We start from the raw sequence: 14,902 nt of genomic DNA, 5'->3' as shown, positions 1-14,902 counted from the left end.
AACAGTGCTGGCTCCGCCGTCACTTCCCCATGGTTCAACTGCCCGGACGTATCATGCGCAGCCGCCTGTTACATATTGCATCCTGCCTGCTGCTCACCGCCGCCACCTGCGCGGCGCAGGCCGCCGATCTTACCCTGCAACGCCAGTACTATGACGAGGCCAAGCGCGCGCTGGCCAAAGGCGACAAAGGCCCATACCTGCGCTATGCCCAGGCCCTCAGCGACTACCCGCTGACGCCCTACCTGGCCTACGACGAACTCACCGCCCGCCTGAAAACCGCGAGCAACCAGGAAATCGAAGGCTTCCTTGCCAAGCATGGCGACCTGCCCCAGGCCAACTGGATGAAACTGCGCTGGTTGCGCTGGCTGGCCGAACGCGGCGAATGGAACACTTTCGTCAAGTACTACGACCCCAAGCTCAACTTCACCGAACTGGACTGCCTCAACGGCCAGTACCAGCTCAGCCACGGCCTGCGCGCCGAGGGTTTTGCCACGGCCGACAAACTGTGGAACGTCGGCAAGTCGCAGCCGGCTACCTGCGACACACTGTTCGGCATGTGGGCGGCCGAGGGCCAACTGACCGAGGCCAAGCGCTGGCAACGCACCAAGCTGGCGGCCCAGGCGCGCAACTACGGCCTGGCCAACAACCTGGTCAAGACCCTGACCACCCTCGCGCCGCAGGGGCGCCTGCTGGTAGATGTGGCGCAGAAACCCGAGCTGCTCAACCAGCCGTCGCGCTTCACCCCGGCCAACGAAGCCATGTCCGACGTGGTCAGCCTCGGCCTGCGCCGCCTGGCCCGACAGGACCCGGAGCGGGCCATGGCGCTGCTCGACGACTACGCCCAGCGCATGCACTTTTCACGCGACGAGAAGGTGGCCATCGCCCGCGAAATCGGCCTGACCCTGGCGCGCCGCTACGACCCGCGCGCGCTCGACCTGATGACCCGTTACGACCCCGAGCTGCGTGACAATACCGTCAGCGAATGGCGCTTGCGCCTGCTGCTGCGCCTGGGCCGCTGGGAAGACGCCTACGAGCTGACCCGCCGCCTGCCCCAGGACCTGGCCAACAGCAGCCGCTGGAAGTACTGGCAGGCGCGCAGCCTGGAGCTGGCGCAACCGAACAACCCACAGATCCCGCTGCTGTACAAGACCGTGGCGCGCGAACGTGACTTCTACGGTTTCCTCGCCGCCGACCGGGCACAAACCCCTTACCAGCTGAACAACAAGCCGCTGGTGCTCAGCCCACAGCTGGTCAACAAAGTCCGCAACACCCCGGGCATCCGCCGTGCCCTGGAGTTCCACGCCCGTGGCCAGATCGTCGAAGGCCGCCGCGAGTGGTACCACGTCAGCCGACACTTCACCCGCGACGAAATGGTCGCCCAGGCGCGCCTGGGCTACGACCTGCGCTGGTACTTCCCGGCCATTCGCACCATCAGCCAGGCGCAGTACTGGGACGACCTGGACATCCGCTTCCCGATGGCCCACCGCGACACCCTGGTGCGCGAGGCCAAGGTCCGCGGCCTGCATTCGAGCTGGGTCTTCGCCATTACCCGCCAGGAAAGTGCGTTCATGGAGGATGCCCGTTCCCCGGTGGGTGCCAGCGGCCTGATGCAGTTGATGCCGGCCACGGCCAAGGAAACCGCGCGCAAGTTCAGTATCCCGCTGGCATCACCGGCGCAGGTGCTCAACCCGGACAAGAACATCCAGCTGGGCGCGGCCTACCTGAGCCAGGTGCACAGCCAGTTCAACGGTAACCGGGTGCTCGCTTCGGCAGCCTACAATGCCGGGCCGGGACGCGTGCGACAGTGGCTCAAAGGCGCCAAGCACCTGAGCTTCGATGTGTGGGTGGAGTCGATCCCGTTCGACGAAACGCGCCAGTATGTGCAGAACGTACTGTCGTATTCGGTGATCTACGGGCAGAAGCTGAACTCGCCGCAGCCGCTGGTGGATTGGCATGAGCGGTACTTCGATGACATGTGATTACTGGTGAGCCTGCGCCGGCCTCTTCGCGGGTAAACCCGCTCCCACAGATATTTCACCGGTCCTGAATGCGGTGCAGTATCTGTGGGAGCGGGTTTACCCGCGAAGAGGCCGGCACAGGCAACACAGCTACTCCAGGATTTCGACCTTCATCCCTACCTCCAACCGCCCACTGCCATCCACTGCCAGGTTCTGCCCGAACAGCACATCCCCCTCCTTCTCACGGAAGGTCCTGAGCGTGGCCATCGGCTCGCGGTCCTCGGTACGCTCGCCGGTAGCCGGGTCGATGGTGGTAAAGATGCAGCGCACACTGGGCTTGAGCACGCGAAATTCCAGGCTGCCGATACGGATCCGCTTCCATCCATCTTCGGCAAACGGTTCGGCCCCCTGCACCACCAGGTTGGGCCGAAAGCGAAGCACCTCCATGGGCCGGCCGATACGGCGGTCGAGTTCTTCCAGCGATCCCTGGTTGATCAGCAACAACGGGAAACCGTCGGGGAACGCCGCCCGGTCACTGTTGAAGCCATAGCCATTGGGCAGATAACGCGCGCGCTGCTCCGGGCAATACACCAGGCGCACGGCCTTGCCCAGCAACTGGCTGAGCCAGGCCGCCGCCGCATCGCCCGCATCCGGCACACGCAAGGTATCGCGCCAGATGGTCACGCCGCGCAGGGCGTCATCGGTAGGTGGCACAGGTACCCGCAAGGGAGTTTGCCCAGGTGATTCCAGCAGCAACTGGCCGCTGTCATCATCACTTGCCTTGATCTGGCCTAGATGAGGCCAGGCGCGCTGGGTAAGGAAGCGTCCGTTTTCTTCCTCCACTACCATCCAGCGCCGGTCGCCCTGCAACCCCAGCAACCCCACCGGTGAAGCCTGCAGGCGTTGCGCCTGCCCGGACTTCACCGGGTACCGATACAGCTCACTGAGAAACATCCCTGCCGCCTCGCGTCATGCCCAAACGCCAAGCTTATACCCGGCAGGGGCCGGGATCACGCAGTAGCGGCATCCAGCAACAGGCGTTGCTTGACCACGTCGACCAGGCGATCGGGCTGAAACTTGGACAGGAAGTTGTCGCAGCCAACCTTCTTCACCATGGATTCGTTGAAACTGCCCGACAGCGAGGTGTGCAACACCACGTACAGCCGGCGCAAACGGGCATCGCCACGGATCTCGGTGGTCAACCGGTAGCCGTCCATTTCCGGCATCTCGGCGTCGGTGAACACCATCAGCAGCTTCTCGCACACATCCTCACCAGCGTCAGCCCAACCCTTGAGCATGCGCAGCGCCTTCAGACCATCACTGGCCACGTGCAGCTTCACGCCCAGCTGGGACAGGGTGTCGCGCAATTGCGCCAGGGCCACGCTGGAATCGTCCACCAGCAGCACTTCGCGGCCGCGGGCCCGGGCCAGCACCGGATCGGCGAGTTTGTCGCCGGAAACCCGGGCGTTGTAGGGCACGATCTCGGCCAGCACCTTCTCCACGTCGATCACTTCCACCAGCTTGTCATCGACCTTGGTGATGGCCGTCAGGTAATGCTGGCGTCCGGCGCTGGACGGCGGCGGCATGATCGCCTCCCAGTTCATGTTGACGATGCGGTCGACACCGCCCACCAGGAAAGCCTGCACCGAGCGGTTGTATTCGGTGACGATGATGGTGCTGTCCGGCCCCGGCTGCAGCGGGCGCATGCCGATCGCCTGGGACAGGTCGATCACCGGCAGGGTCTGGCCGCGCAGGTTGACTACGCCGCAGACGAAAGCGTGGCGCTGGGGCATCAGGGTCAATTTGGGCAGCTGCAGCACTTCCTGCACTTTGAACACGTTGATCGCGAACAACTGGCGGCCGGCCAGGCGAAACATCAGGATTTCCAGTCGGTTCTCACCCACCAGTTGCGTGCGTTGGTCTACCGTGTCGAGAATGCCAGCCATTGGAAAGCCCCCAGGCTTAAGTCGGAAAAAGTGAAATCAGCCACCCTGTATCGGCGGCTTCACGCACACCTTGACCCTTGCGGGAAAATGCCGTGAAGGCAATTGATATCACTTTACCATCATGCTTTACTGCGGGAAGCGCGGGTGATTCAGCGGGACAGCAAAAGTTCCCCACCTGAGGCCCTTATCAGGGAAACCCTTAGCCACAATCGGGTGAAACCTGATGTTCGCGATATCCTTTAGCCATTAATGTGACGCCATTCTCATTGCATGAATGGAGTCAGGCTTTTGCTAGCTATCGTTTTGGCGTGCCCGTCCCCTGTGCCAGCCCCACGCGCGGGGGCATCATGATGGACAGCGCCTTGTCGTTCGATAACGCCCTGCAGGGTTTCCTGCTGGATGCCCAGGTACTGCTGACCCAGGCCCAGGAATGCCTGCAGCATCTGGAACTGATCGACAACGACCCGGATGCTTGCCACTACCTGGAAAATGCCCTCGACAACCTCGCTCGACAGGCCGCACATCTGGGCCTGCGCGAAATCGCCCATTACACCACCGCCCTGCAGCAGTTGCTGGCACCGGCCTGTCAGGTCGGTTGCCTGCAGCGCGAAGCCCTGCCCGCGGTAGGGGCTTGCCTGACCCTGCTAGCCTGGCAGCTGGAACTGGTCGACCCTTGCACCGGGCGGCTTAACATGGACATCGGCGAGCAGCTGGTGCTGCTGGGTGAACTGGCCAAGGCCGTGCAGCAAACGTTTGCACAACCTTGCACACCCTGCGACGAGCAAGGCAGCGTATGCATCCACCCGCATTCCGAGACGGCAGGCAGCACGCACTCCGGCCGCTCATCTGCCACCTATTGAACTGGCGCAAAATGCAGCCGGGCACGTTTATTCAGGCCCACCCTGGCCGAACCTGGAAAATTCTCGAGGCTTTTCAGGTTGAGGGGGGCCAAGTTGAATCAACAGCACACAAGTTCCATGGCAAGTGCCTGTTGCGCGATCAAGCAAAGCGGCACTTTGCCACCCTCCAGCGCCCGCCCCGCCGGCGTTTCATGGCGTTACCCGATCGCGACCAATGCACTGCGAAGTGGTAATATGCAGCCCCAAAACGCTTGCGAGCAGCAAGGTCGCAAGATCATGTGTTTGAAAGAAAAAGGCAAGTACTGCTCCAAAGCCTCTGACATGGATTGTGCAAGGCCTCCATCAGCAATACTTCAGTGGCTTCCCTACCTATGTTTCCACGCTTGAACACTTCTTCGCGGTGCTGCTCCCGCACTACCCTGCTGCGCTGGGCAACTGTCGGGCTGTGCATGGCCTCGCTGGTCGCCAACCTGTTGCTGTACCTGGCCGATCAGGTGATCCCGGCCAGCCTGCTGGTGCTGCAACTGGTCGCCACACTGGGCGCTACCGTGCACCTGGCCCTGGGTGCCAGGTCGATCAGCCTGCGCCCGGCGGAACTGGCCGAGCGCATGCTCAAAGTCCAGGAAGGCGAGCGCCAGCACCTGAGCCGGGAACTGCACGACGACATCGGCCAGTTGCTCACCGCCGCCAAGCTGCAGCTGCAGTGGCTGCAGAAGCGCATGCCCGACGAGCTGCAAGGCCACTGCGACGCGCTGCGCAGCACGCTGGATGACACCTTGGGCAACGTGCGCGATGTCTCCGCCCTGCTCAACCCGCGGCAGTTGGCCAGTCTGGGCCTGGAGGCCAGCCTGCGCGCACACCTGGTGCGCACCCTGGGCAACAGCGGCGTTCACTGGAGCCTGGCATGCAACCAGCGCCTGGGGGGCATCGACGAGGCCGTGGCCATGGCGGTGTTCCGCATTACCCAGGAAGCCGTGACCAACATGCTGCGCCACGCCCAGGCACGCAATCTGGTCATCCGCCTGCAGCGCACCCCCGAGGGGTTGGCGCTGTCAATCCAAGACGATGGCCGCGGCTTCGTGCCCGCCAGGCAACCGGCCGAAGCAGGCCAGCGGGGCTTGGCCGGTATGCAGGAGCGGGTAACCGCGTTGCAGGGCAGCCTGGACATCACCAGCCAGCTCGGCCTGGGCACGCACATCGAGGCGATGTTCCCATGGCCACCGCGCACTCAGCAACGCGCCAGGAGCACTGCAACCCATGACCTGTAGACTGCTGCTGGTAGACGACCACTCGCTGATTCGCGCCGGTGTGCGCGCACTGGTGTGCGACATTCCCGGCTATGACGTGATCGGTGAAGCCGACGACGGCAGCCAGTTGCTCGAACAGGTGCGCACGCTGGCGCCGGACATAGTCTTGCTGGACATCTCCATGCGCTCGACCAGCGGCCTGGACGCCCTCACCCAACTACGCGCCAGCGGCAGCACCTGCAAAGTGTTGATCCTGTCGATGCACACCGACCCGGACCTGATCATGCGGGCACTGGAAAGTGGCGCCCACGGCTACCTGCTCAAGGACACCAGCGCCACCGAGCTGGAACAGGCCCTGGCCGCGGTGCGCAACGGCGAGCGCTATCTCAGCCCAGCCGTCGCTCATACGGTCATCAACCAGGCGCTGCTGCACACCAGGCAGGGCAAGCAACCAGCTGGCGAGCGGCATAATCTCACGGCGCGACAGCTGGAGATCCTGCGCCTGATCGTGCGTGGCAAGTCCACCCGGGAAATCGCCACCGGCCTGGGCCTGTCGATCAAGACAGTGGAAACCCACCGCTCGCAAGTAATGAAACGCCTGCAAATCCATGACGTGGCCGGCCTGGTGCTGTTCGCCGTGCGCGAGAAAATCATCAGCCTGGACGACTGAGCAACGGAGACCCCTCTGGCAGGTGTAGCCGCAATGCAGCGGGCTTGGCCTGGAAGCGTAACTTTTCGGCCTGCACTGGCTCGCCATCGAGGTTGATGTCCAGCCCCTGCGAGCACTTGATCTCCACCCAGGGCAACCTGGCCCTGACGAACAGACCGTTACCGGCCAACAGCTCACGCAACGTCCCGACCATCTCCTGAGGTGCCGGCAGGATGGCGATATCGAGCAAGCCGTCGTTCACCAGGGCCTCGGGGCATAGCACTTGCCCACCCCCGGCCTGGCGGCCATTGCCGATCCCCAGCGCCAGCAGGTCACCCTGCCAGTCGAAGCCTGGCCCTTGCAGCTCTACCGAGGCGGCCTGCAGTTCGCTGAAGCGTGACAACCCGGTGAACAGGTAGGCGGCCGCGCCCAGTACTTTCTTCAGGTCTTCGGAGGTACTGGCCGTGACCTGGCTGCCAAAACCGCCCGTGGCCATGTTGAGGAACAACTGGTCGCCGGCCTGGCCCAGGTCTATCGGCCGTGCGGGTATGTTCAGCAAGGCCAGGGCCGTGGCAGGCTCCAGGGGTATGCCGGCGGCCTTGGCAAAATCGTTGGCCGTGCCCAGCGGCAACAACGCCAGGCTGGCCTTGGTACCTGCCAGCCCCATGGCCTCGGCGACATCACGCAGCGTGCCATCCCCACCTCCGGCGACGATGTGGTCGTAGCCGGCGGCCAGCGCCTCGGTGACCAGGCGCTGGGCGTCACCGGCCTCCCAGGTGACCCGCACATCCAGCACCCAGCCGCTGTCGCGCAGGCCATGCACGGCGCTGCGCACGTCTTCGTTCATGGCCTGCTTGCCATGCAGGATCAGCATTGCCTTGCCCGCTCGCATGTTTGTGCGCCTCCGTGAAGTGATCACCCCAGATCTCGACCCTTTGCAGTCGCGGATCGTTGCATGCGCCCGAAAAAATAGCAGGCCGCTCCCAGTATTTAATTGCGTAGGCCGGTCTTTTCCCACACGCCTGGCAATGCACGGCTATGCTCAGCAAATACACTTTATTGCCACGGACGCGCCCCCGGCAGTGGTTCTACCACTGCTGCCCACGGGCGCGTCTTGCTATCCGCAGCCTTTAGCGAGGATTCCGGGTCATGCGCATTCTCTGGACACTGCCGTACCTGCCCTGGCCAACCACCAGCGGCAGCAAGACCCGGCAATACCACCTGATACGCGCACTGGCACAGCGGGGCCACCGGATTACCCTGCTGGTGCAATCGAAGATCCCCCTCGACGATGCCGCCCGCGAGGCCCTGGAGCCGCTGCTCGAGCGCCTGATCGTGCTGCCCCGACGGCCCCTGCACAGCCCGCTCAACCTGCTGGCCTCGCCGATTATCGTTTACCCCATGCGGGCAATTATCAATGGTCTGGCCCCTTGCCTGCGGCACCGCTTCGAGCAATTGCTGGACGAGCCCTGGGACGTGATACAGATCGAGCACAGCTACAGTTTCCAGCCCTTCGAAAAGGCCCTGCAGGCACGCGGACTGCCGTACATGCTCAGCGAGCACACCCTGGAATCGGTGATGGGTGGCGCCAGCCACGATCGCCTGCCGCTATGGCTGCGCCCGCTCAACGCCTTCGACCGCTGGCGCTATCGACGCTGGGAACAGCGGGTATTGCGCCAACCCACCGAACTGGTGGCAGTCAGCGCCCACGATGCCGAATTGATCGCGCAGATCAGCGGGCGCCCGGTGAACGTGGTGGTCAATGGCGTGGACTGTGATTTCTACCAGCACGTGCAACCCGCGCTGCACAGCCAGCGCCTGCTGTTCGTTGGCAACTTCGAGTATGGCGCCAACCTGGAGGCCATCGAATGGGCGCTGGAAGACATCATGCCGCAGGTCTGGATGAGCAACCCGGCGGTGCGCCTGGCGATTGCCGGGCATGCCATGCCGGCCAGCTGGAAACTGCACTGGAACGACCCGCGCATCGAATGGTTCGGCTACCGCCCCGACCTGCGTGAACTGCAGCGGCGCTCGGCACTGTTCTTCGCACCACTGCGCTATGCCGGTGGCTCCAAGGTAAAAATCCTCGAAGCGATGGCCGCCGGCTTGCCGGTAATCACCACCGGCAAGGGCGTTTCAGGCCTGGCCGCGAACAACGGTGAGCACTACCTGGGCAGTGAGGATGGCGACCAGTTGGCGCTGCTGATCACCCAGTTGCTCAACCAGCCCTGGCGCATGAGCCAGTTGAGCGACGCCGGGCGCCAGTTTGCCCGCCAGCGCCACGACTGGAGCGTGGCCGCCCAGCAACTGGAGAACGTGCACATGCGCCTGGCCCTGGCGGCACCGGTCGAGGCCGCGCCGCTGGCCAGTGCCTGGCTGGGCCGCTCAGCCAAGTAGTTCGCTGAAGGGAATGAAGGGCACGCTGTCACCCTGCTTCGGTGTACTGCCTTCACGCACTTCTACAAGCCCCTCGGCCCAGGCCGCACTGCGCAGTACGCCCGAACTCTGGTTCTTGTAGATGCGCACTTGGCCTTGCTCGATGCGGGCGCGCAGGTACTCGCGGCGCGTGCCAGCCCTGGGCCAGTCAAAGCCGGCCGGCATGTCAAAGCGCAACGGCGTAACATCGGTCACGCCCTGACGCCGCAACAAGTAGGGCCGGGTGAGCAGGCCGAAGGTGACCAGGGTCGAGGCCGGGTTACCCGGCAGGCCGATTACCGGCACGCCCTGGAAGTGGCCGAAGGTCAGCGGCTTGCCCGGCTTGATCGCCAGCTTCCACAAGGCCAGCTCGCCGGCTTCGCGCAGGGCGGCACCGAGGTAGTCGGCCTCACCCACCGAGACACCGCCGGTGGACAGGATCAGGTCGACATCGCCCAGTTCAGCCAGGCAGGTGCGGGTACGTGCCAGGTCATCCGGCAGGATGCCCGCATCAACCACCTCGCAGCCCAGCCGCTGCAACCAGCTGACCAGCAGTCGGCGGTTACTGTTGTAGATCTGCCCCGGCCCCAGCGGCAGGCCAGGTTCGACCAGTTCGTCACCAGTGGACAACACCGCCACCCGCACCTTGCGCACCACATCCAGCCGGCCGTGGCCCAAGGTCGCGGCCAGGCCCAGCTCGATCGGCCCAAGCCGGGTGCCGGCGCTCATCACCTGTTCGCCCTTGCGGGTTTCCTGGCCCTGGGGACGAATGTTCTGCCCGGTCTTCAGCGCTTCGAGAAAGCGTACCCGCCCATCCTCCGCCACTTCGGTGTTTTCCTGCATTTCGACGCAGTCGGCACCTTCGGGCAGCGGTGCCCCGGTGAAGATGCGTGCGCAGGTACCCGGCTGCAGCGGCTGCGGTGCATGGCCGGCGAAAATCCGCTGGCTGACCGGCAGTGGTTCGGCCTGCCAGTCGGCCAGGCGCAGGGCGTAACCGTCCATGGCGCTGTTCGGCCAAGGCGGCAGGTCGAGCGAAGCCACCAGGTGGGTGGCCAGCACACGGCCTTCGGCCTCGGCCAGTGGCAGGTTCTCGGTGTCACGGATAGGTGCCGCTTCGGCCAATGCCAGCAGCTGCTCCAAGGCCTGCTCTACCGGCATCAGCGGCCGGGCCTGGGTAACCTCAGCCACGGCTGTCGCAGGCCGCTGCCTGCTTCAGGTGCGGCACGAAGTTGCACGGGCGATGGCGGGCATCCAGCTGCTCGGCGAGGATACCGTCCCAACCGGTGCGCACCGCGTTGGTCGAACCCGGCAGGCAGCACACCAGGGTGCCGTTGGCCAGCCCGGCCAGGGCGCGGGACTGCACGGTGGAGGTGCCGATGTCGGCCACGGAAATCTGCCGGAACAGCTCACCAAAACCTTCTACCTGCTTGTCCAGCAGGCAGGCCACGGCCTCGGGCGTGCTGTCGCGGCCGGTAAAGCCGGTGCCGCCGGTGATCAGCACTACCTGCACGCTGTCATCGGCAATCCAGGTGGCGACCTGGGCGCGAATCTTGTACAAGTCGTCTTTGAGCAGCACGCGCTCGGCCAGGCGATGGCCAGCCGCGCTCAGGCGGTCGACGAACATCTGGCCGGAGGTATCGGTGTCGAAGGTGCGGGTGTCGCTGACTGTGAGCACGGCGATGTTCAGCGGCACGAAGGGGGTATCTGCCTTGGCTTTCATGGGGGTCCGTCACAAGAAGAGGGGATGGCCGCAGTTATAACACAGCACGCGCCCATCACAGCTTGACGCCCATGGCCCTTGCCCTCGATCAATGCCATAGGTTTGCCGCTATGCTGCACTGTAGACGGAACTTGCGTGGACACCCTGCGTCTTAATGTCATCTAGCACCATCGCACTGGAGAAACACGATGATTCAACGGACCCTACCCGCCTTCCTGCTCGCCTTGGGCCTGGGCGCCCTCGCTGGCTGCGCATCGCCAACCGTCATTACCCTGAACGACGGTCGCGAAATCCAGGCCACCGACACACCGAAGTATGATGAAGACTCCGGTTTCTACGAATTCGAGCAGTTGGACGGCAAGCGCACGCGCCTGAACAAGGACCAGATCCGCACCGTCAAAGAGCTCTGATCGCAGCCTGTTTTTTGCAAAGGCCCTTTTAACAACAAGGGCTTGCGTGCAAAAAAAGTATGCAGTAGGATTTCCTTCATCGGAGTGTAGCGCAGCCAGGTAGCGCGTCTCGTTCGGGACGAGAAGGCCGCAGGTTCGAATCCTGTCTCTCCGACCAAATCCTCATCAAAAAGCCCGCCTTGTGCGGGCTTTTTGTTGTGCGTTGAAAAGTGCCCTGCCCCAGCGCGCGCGCCCCCTTGTGGGAGCGGCCTTGTGTCGCGAAAGGGCTGCAAGGCAGCCCCCAACAACTTGTGCAGGTCAGTGCGACACCTCGGCCTCCACCGGCACATACAGCAACTGCAGGCGTTCACTGCTCCATGCCCGGGTCTGGTTGGTCAGCGCCAGGTTGTTGTTCAGCTTTTGCCCATAGCTCGGCACGATTTCCTTGAGCCTGGCCTGCCAGGCTGGCGACTGGATACGGTCCTTGAAGGTCTTTTCCAGCACGGTCAGCATGATCGGCGCCGCTGTCGAGGCACCCGGCGAAGCTCCCAGCAACGCAGCGATGCTGCCGTCCTGCGCCGCCACCACTTCAGTACCGAACTGCAGCACACCGCCCAGGACCGGGTCCTTCTTGATCACCTGCACCCGCTGGCCGGCCTGCAGCAACTTCCAGTCTTCGTTCTTGGCGTTGGGGAAGTACTCGCGCAGCGCGTTCATGCGGTCATCGAAACTGAGCATCAGCTGCCCCATCAGGTAGGTGCTGAGGTCGATGTTGTCGATACCAGCATTGACCATCGGCAGCACGTTGTGGCTGTTCAGCGAGGCGAACATGTCCAGCAGCGAGCCGTGCTTGAGGTACTTGGTGGAGAAGGTGGCGAACGGGCCGAACAGCAGCACCTGCTTGCCATCGATCATCCGCGTGTCCAGGTGCGGTACCGACATCGGCGGCGCGCCAACCGAGGCCTTGCCGTACAGCTTGGCCTGGTGGCGGGCGACCAGGTCGGGGTTGTCGGTCATCAGGAACTGACCACCGACCGGGAAGCCGGCGTAGCCTTCGGCTTCAGGAATGCCCGACTTCTGCAGCAGCTTCAGCGCGCCACCACCGGCACCGATGAACACGAAGCGGGCGTTGACGGCCTTTTCCTCGCCGCCGTTGGCCAGATCGAGCACCCGCACATGCCAGGTGCCGTCGTCGTTGCGCACGATGTCACGCACCTCATGACGCAGGTTCAGCGACACATTGGGGTTGCGGGTCATCGCGGCGAACAACTGGCGGGTGATTTCGCCAAAGTTCACGTCGGTACCGATGGCCATGCGCGTGGCGGCGACCTTCTGCCCCGGGTCACGGCCCTCCATCACCAGCGGCGCCCACTTGCGGATCTGCTCGTGGTCTTCCGAGATTTCCATGCCGCGGAACAGCGAGCTGTGCTGCAGGGCGTCGACGCGCTTGTGCAGGAAGGCGACGTTGTCGTCACCCCAGACAAAACTCATGTGCGGCACGTTGTTGATGAACGACTTCGGGTTGCTCAGCACGCCCTGCTCGACCTGGTAGGCCCAGAACTGCTTGGACACCTCGAACTGCTCGTTGACCCCAACGGCCTTGCTGATATCGATATTGCCGTCCTTGCCCACACTGGTGTAGTTCAACTCGCAGAACGCGGAGTGACCGGTGCCGGCGTTGTTCCAGGCATTGGAGCTTTCTTCGGCCACCTGGTCCAGGCGCTCATAGACGTCGATCTTCCAGGAGGGCTCCAGCTCGGTGAGGTAGGTACCCAGGCTGGCACTCATGATGCCACCGCCGATCAGCAGCACGTCGACGGTCTTTTCCGGTTCCGCGGGTTTGGAGCAGCCGATGACGCCCAGGCAGAGGAACGTCAGCAGGAATTTCTTCATTGATGTTATCCAGTTGTTGTGTACACGCGCGCCGCCTTGAGCAGGGAACGTGCCAACTGGGTCTGGAGCAGTGGATACAGGGGGCGCGCGACGGGATAGATGGCGGCAATCCGCCAGAGGGCATGGAATGAAGCAGTGGAAGTGGCGGGTTTCCCCAGTAGCCAACCTGGCGCCGTACCGTTGTGGGAGCGGCCTTGTGTCGCAAAAGGGCCGCAAAGCGGCCCCGGCAATCTCTGCATGGATGCTGATACCCTGGGGCCGCTGCGCGGCCCTTTCGCGACACAAGGCCGCTCCCACAAGAGCCGCGTCAGGCGGTGAGGCGGGAGGTGACTTCACCCAGCTGCCCCGACAACCCATGCAGGCGCTGCCCCGCCTGTTCGGTATGCTGCACCGCCTGCTGGTTGGCCGTGGCGATGCGGGTGATTTCGATCAGGTTGCAGGAGATGTCCTCGGCCACGCTGGTCTGCTCTTCGGCCGCCGTGGCGATCTGCCGGTTCATGTCGCGGATCGCTTCCACTGCCAGGGTGATGCGCTGCAGCATCTGCCCGGCCTGCTGCACCTGCTCGGCACCCTCCTCGCTGCGCTGCTGGCCGCTTTCGATGGCCTTGACCGCCTCCACCGCCCCCGACTGCACCGCCTCGATGATCTGGTGGATCTCGGCGATCGACGCCGCCGTGCGCTGGGCCAGGCTGCGCACTTCATCGGCGACGACCGCAAAACCTCGCCCGGCCTCGCCGGCACGGGCCGCTTCGATGGCCGCGTTGAGCGCCAGCAGGTTGGTCTGCTCGGCAATGCCGCGGATCACTTCAAGGACTTTGCCAATGCGCGCGCTGTCATGCTCAAGGTCGCGAATCACCGCCGCCGTGCCAGCGATTTCGCGGTTGACCACGCCGATGATGTCGATGGTCTGCTGCATCACCTGCTCGCCCGCCTGGGCACTGTGATCGGCGTCGTCCGCAGCGCGGGCGGCCTCCGCGGCGTGGCGGGCGACTTCCTGGGCAGTGGCGGACATCTCGTGCATGGCCGTGGCCACCTGGTCGGTGCGCTGGAACTGGTCGTGGGTACCACGGGCCATGTCGCCGGCGATGCTGCGCAGCTGGCCGCTGGCGCCTTCCAGTTCCTGGGCGTTGTCCTGCAGCCGGCCGACCGTGTCGGCGAGGAAATCGCGCAGGGTGTTGGCGGCCCGCGCCAGGCGGCCCAGTTCGTCCTCACGGCGGCTGTCTACCCGGGCGGCAAAGCGGCCCTGGCTCAGCTGCGCGACATACTCGATCAACTGGCGGATCGGCTCGATCAGGCTGCGGTTGACCAGCCACAGGCTGAGCAGCCCCACCAGCACGGCCGAGGCCAGCATCACCAGCAAGCCCAGCCATACCGTGCGCTCGGCACCGGCACTGAGGCTGGCGGCGTGCTGACGGGCATCGGCACGCAGTTGCTCGACCAGTTCGCTCATCTGCTCGCTGACGGCGCGGTCCACGCCCTTGACCGCCAGATCGCCGGCCACCGGGTCGCCGCCCGCCGCCTGGAATGCCTGGCGCCCCTGCGCATAGGTCTGGCCCAGCTGCCGGTGGCTGTCACGCAGTTGCTGCAGCGGCGCCTTGAGCCTGGCGTCGCTGCTGTCGATCAATTGCCCGAGCAGTTGCTGCACCTGCTGCTCGCGAGCCTGGAACTGCTGCCAGTACTTGTCCATGTCAGCCGGCTGGCGCCCGCGCAACAACACGTTCTTCCACTCCTGCACCTGGATCTTGAACTGCAGGTTGGCTTCGTCGATCAACTGCGAGGCCCGCAGCGGCCCGTCGACCAGCTCGGCGTAGCCGCGCACGCTGGA

General features: G+C 64.3%; 13 protein-coding genes, 1 tRNA gene and 1 pseudogene. 7 read left to right on the top strand and 8 right to left on the bottom strand.

Translation table 11 applies throughout. The features are described 5' to 3' along the window. Nucleotides 1-53: 53 nt before the first annotated feature. On the top strand, nt 54-1,979 hold the full coding sequence (locus tag QN085_RS08310; RefSeq protein WP_023661158.1) for a transglycosylase SLT domain-containing protein: 1,926 nt from the start codon (nt 54-56) through the stop codon (nt 1,977-1,979). Nucleotides 1,980-2,108: 129 nt separating this feature from the next. Here QN085_RS08310 and QN085_RS08305 read toward each other — a convergent pair whose 3' ends face one another. Both QN085_RS08305 and QN085_RS08300 read right to left on the bottom strand, forming a co-directional pair. Next, nucleotides 2,109-2,912 (bottom strand): MOSC domain-containing protein, encoded by an 804-nt coding sequence (locus QN085_RS08305; protein ID WP_023661159.1) that lies wholly within the window; start codon nt 2,910-2,912, stop codon nt 2,109-2,111. Between the two features lie 56 nt (nt 2,913-2,968). Next, nucleotides 2,969-3,904: a chemotaxis protein CheV gene (locus QN085_RS08300; protein WP_013971705.1), complete on the bottom strand. Its 936-nt coding sequence runs from the start codon at nt 3,902-3,904 to the stop codon at nt 2,969-2,971. 350 nt (nt 3,905-4,254) lie between these two features. On the opposite strand from QN085_RS08300, the gene QN085_RS08295 reads away from it, so the two are divergent. From QN085_RS08295 to QN085_RS08285, 3 genes are all read left to right on the top strand, one after another. Further along, on the top strand, nt 4,255-4,764 hold the full coding sequence (locus tag QN085_RS08295) for a ferritin family protein (RefSeq protein ID WP_031324484.1): 510 nt from the start codon (nt 4,255-4,257) through the stop codon (nt 4,762-4,764). A gap of 371 nt (nt 4,765-5,135) precedes the next feature. Further along, entirely contained in the window at nt 5,136-6,032 is an 897-nt protein-coding gene (locus tag QN085_RS08290) for a sensor histidine kinase (protein WP_013971703.1), read from the top strand. Then, nucleotides 6,022-6,681: a response regulator gene (locus QN085_RS08285; protein ID WP_013971702.1), complete on the top strand. Its 660-nt coding sequence runs from the start codon at nt 6,022-6,024 to the stop codon at nt 6,679-6,681. Before QN085_RS08290 ends, QN085_RS08285 begins: the two co-directional genes overlap by 11 nt. Here the strand turns inward: QN085_RS08285 and yegS are convergent. Next, the gene (gene yegS / locus QN085_RS08280; RefSeq protein ID WP_041506171.1) at nt 6,665-7,552 is read right to left on the bottom strand and encodes a lipid kinase YegS; all 888 of its coding nucleotides are present in this window, start codon (nt 7,550-7,552) and stop codon (nt 6,665-6,667) included. The genes QN085_RS08285 and yegS overlap by 17 nt on opposite strands. A gap of 257 nt (nt 7,553-7,809) precedes the next feature. Between yegS and QN085_RS08275 the strand changes: the two genes are divergently transcribed. Further along, entirely contained in the window at nt 7,810-9,057 is a 1,248-nt protein-coding gene (locus QN085_RS08275; protein WP_013971700.1) for a glycosyltransferase family 4 protein, read from the top strand. Here the strand turns inward: QN085_RS08275 and QN085_RS08270 are convergent. Both QN085_RS08270 and moaB read right to left on the bottom strand, forming a co-directional pair. Continuing rightward, the gene (locus QN085_RS08270) at nt 9,046-10,233 is read right to left on the bottom strand and encodes a molybdopterin molybdotransferase MoeA (RefSeq protein ID WP_044039961.1); all 1,188 of its coding nucleotides are present in this window, start codon (nt 10,231-10,233) and stop codon (nt 9,046-9,048) included. The genes QN085_RS08275 and QN085_RS08270 overlap by 12 nt on opposite strands. 22 nt (nt 10,234-10,255) lie before the next feature. After that, nucleotides 10,256-10,795, bottom strand: a complete 540-nt coding sequence (gene moaB / locus QN085_RS08265) for a molybdenum cofactor biosynthesis protein B (protein ID WP_013971698.1) — start codon at nt 10,793-10,795, stop codon at nt 10,256-10,258. Between the two features lie 188 nt (nt 10,796-10,983). Here moaB and QN085_RS08260 point away from each other — a divergent pair, with 188 nt between their 5' ends. Then, nucleotides 10,984-11,205, top strand: a complete 222-nt coding sequence (locus QN085_RS08260) for a YgdI/YgdR family lipoprotein (protein ID WP_013971697.1) — start codon at nt 10,984-10,986, stop codon at nt 11,203-11,205. A gap of 80 nt (nt 11,206-11,285) precedes the next feature. After that, nucleotides 11,286-11,362, top strand: a tRNA-Pro gene (locus QN085_RS08255). Between the two features lie 140 nt (nt 11,363-11,502). Here QN085_RS08255 and mqo read toward each other — a convergent pair. The 3 genes and pseudogenes from mqo to QN085_RS25945 all read right to left on the bottom strand — a co-directional run. Next, complete coding sequence (gene mqo, locus QN085_RS08250) at nt 11,503-13,077, bottom strand: malate dehydrogenase (quinone) (protein ID WP_013971696.1); 1,575 nt, start codon at nt 13,075-13,077, stop codon at nt 11,503-11,505. Nucleotides 13,078-13,384: 307 nt separating this feature from the next. Beyond that, entirely contained in the window at nt 13,385-14,089 is a 705-nt protein-coding gene (locus QN085_RS25950; protein ID WP_410479882.1) for a methyl-accepting chemotaxis protein, read from the bottom strand. 228 nt (nt 14,090-14,317) lie between these two features. Further along, nucleotides 14,318-14,428 (bottom strand): annotated as a pseudogene (locus QN085_RS25945) (hypothetical protein); the annotation flags it as partial. Nucleotides 14,429-14,902: the final 474 nt, after the last annotated feature.

Origin of the sequence: Pseudomonas sp. M2(2023) (assembly GCF_030263955.1) — a bacterium.
Lineage (GTDB): Bacteria > Pseudomonadota > Gammaproteobacteria > Pseudomonadales > Pseudomonadaceae > Aquipseudomonas > Aquipseudomonas asiatica.
This window is presented reverse-complemented; position numbering and strand designations above follow the sequence as displayed.

Bases quoted from the DNA above. Each gene is read 5' to 3' on its own strand.
- QN085_RS08310 (WP_023661158.1), top strand. From the start codon at position 54: ATGCGCAGCCGCCTGTTACATATTGCATCCTGCCTGCTGCTCACCGCC.
- QN085_RS08305 (WP_023661159.1), bottom strand. From the start codon at position 2,912: ATGTTTCTCAGTGAGCTGTATCGGTACCCGGTGAAGTCCGGGCAGGCG.
- QN085_RS08300 (WP_013971705.1), bottom strand. From the start codon at position 3,904: ATGGCTGGCATTCTCGACACGGTAGACCAACGCACGCAACTGGTGGGT.
- QN085_RS08295 (WP_031324484.1), top strand. From the start codon at position 4,255: ATGGACAGCGCCTTGTCGTTCGATAACGCCCTGCAGGGTTTCCTGCTG.
- QN085_RS08290 (WP_013971703.1), top strand. From the start codon at position 5,136: ATGTTTCCACGCTTGAACACTTCTTCGCGGTGCTGCTCCCGCACTACC.
- QN085_RS08285 (WP_013971702.1), top strand. From the start codon at position 6,022: ATGACCTGTAGACTGCTGCTGGTAGACGACCACTCGCTGATTCGCGCC.
- yegS (WP_041506171.1), bottom strand. From the start codon at position 7,552: ATGCGAGCGGGCAAGGCAATGCTGATCCTGCATGGCAAGCAGGCCATG.
- QN085_RS08275 (WP_013971700.1), top strand. From the start codon at position 7,810: ATGCGCATTCTCTGGACACTGCCGTACCTGCCCTGGCCAACCACCAGC.
- QN085_RS08270 (WP_044039961.1), bottom strand. From the start codon at position 10,233: ATGCCGGTAGAGCAGGCCTTGGAGCAGCTGCTGGCATTGGCCGAAGCG.
- moaB (WP_013971698.1), bottom strand. From the start codon at position 10,795: ATGAAAGCCAAGGCAGATACCCCCTTCGTGCCGCTGAACATCGCCGTG.
- QN085_RS08260 (WP_013971697.1), top strand. From the start codon at position 10,984: ATGATTCAACGGACCCTACCCGCCTTCCTGCTCGCCTTGGGCCTGGGC.
- mqo (WP_013971696.1), bottom strand. From the start codon at position 13,077: ATGAAGAAATTCCTGCTGACGTTCCTCTGCCTGGGCGTCATCGGCTGC.
- QN085_RS25950 (WP_410479882.1), bottom strand. From the start codon at position 14,089: ATGTCCGCCACTGCCCAGGAAGTCGCCCGCCACGCCGCGGAGGCCGCC.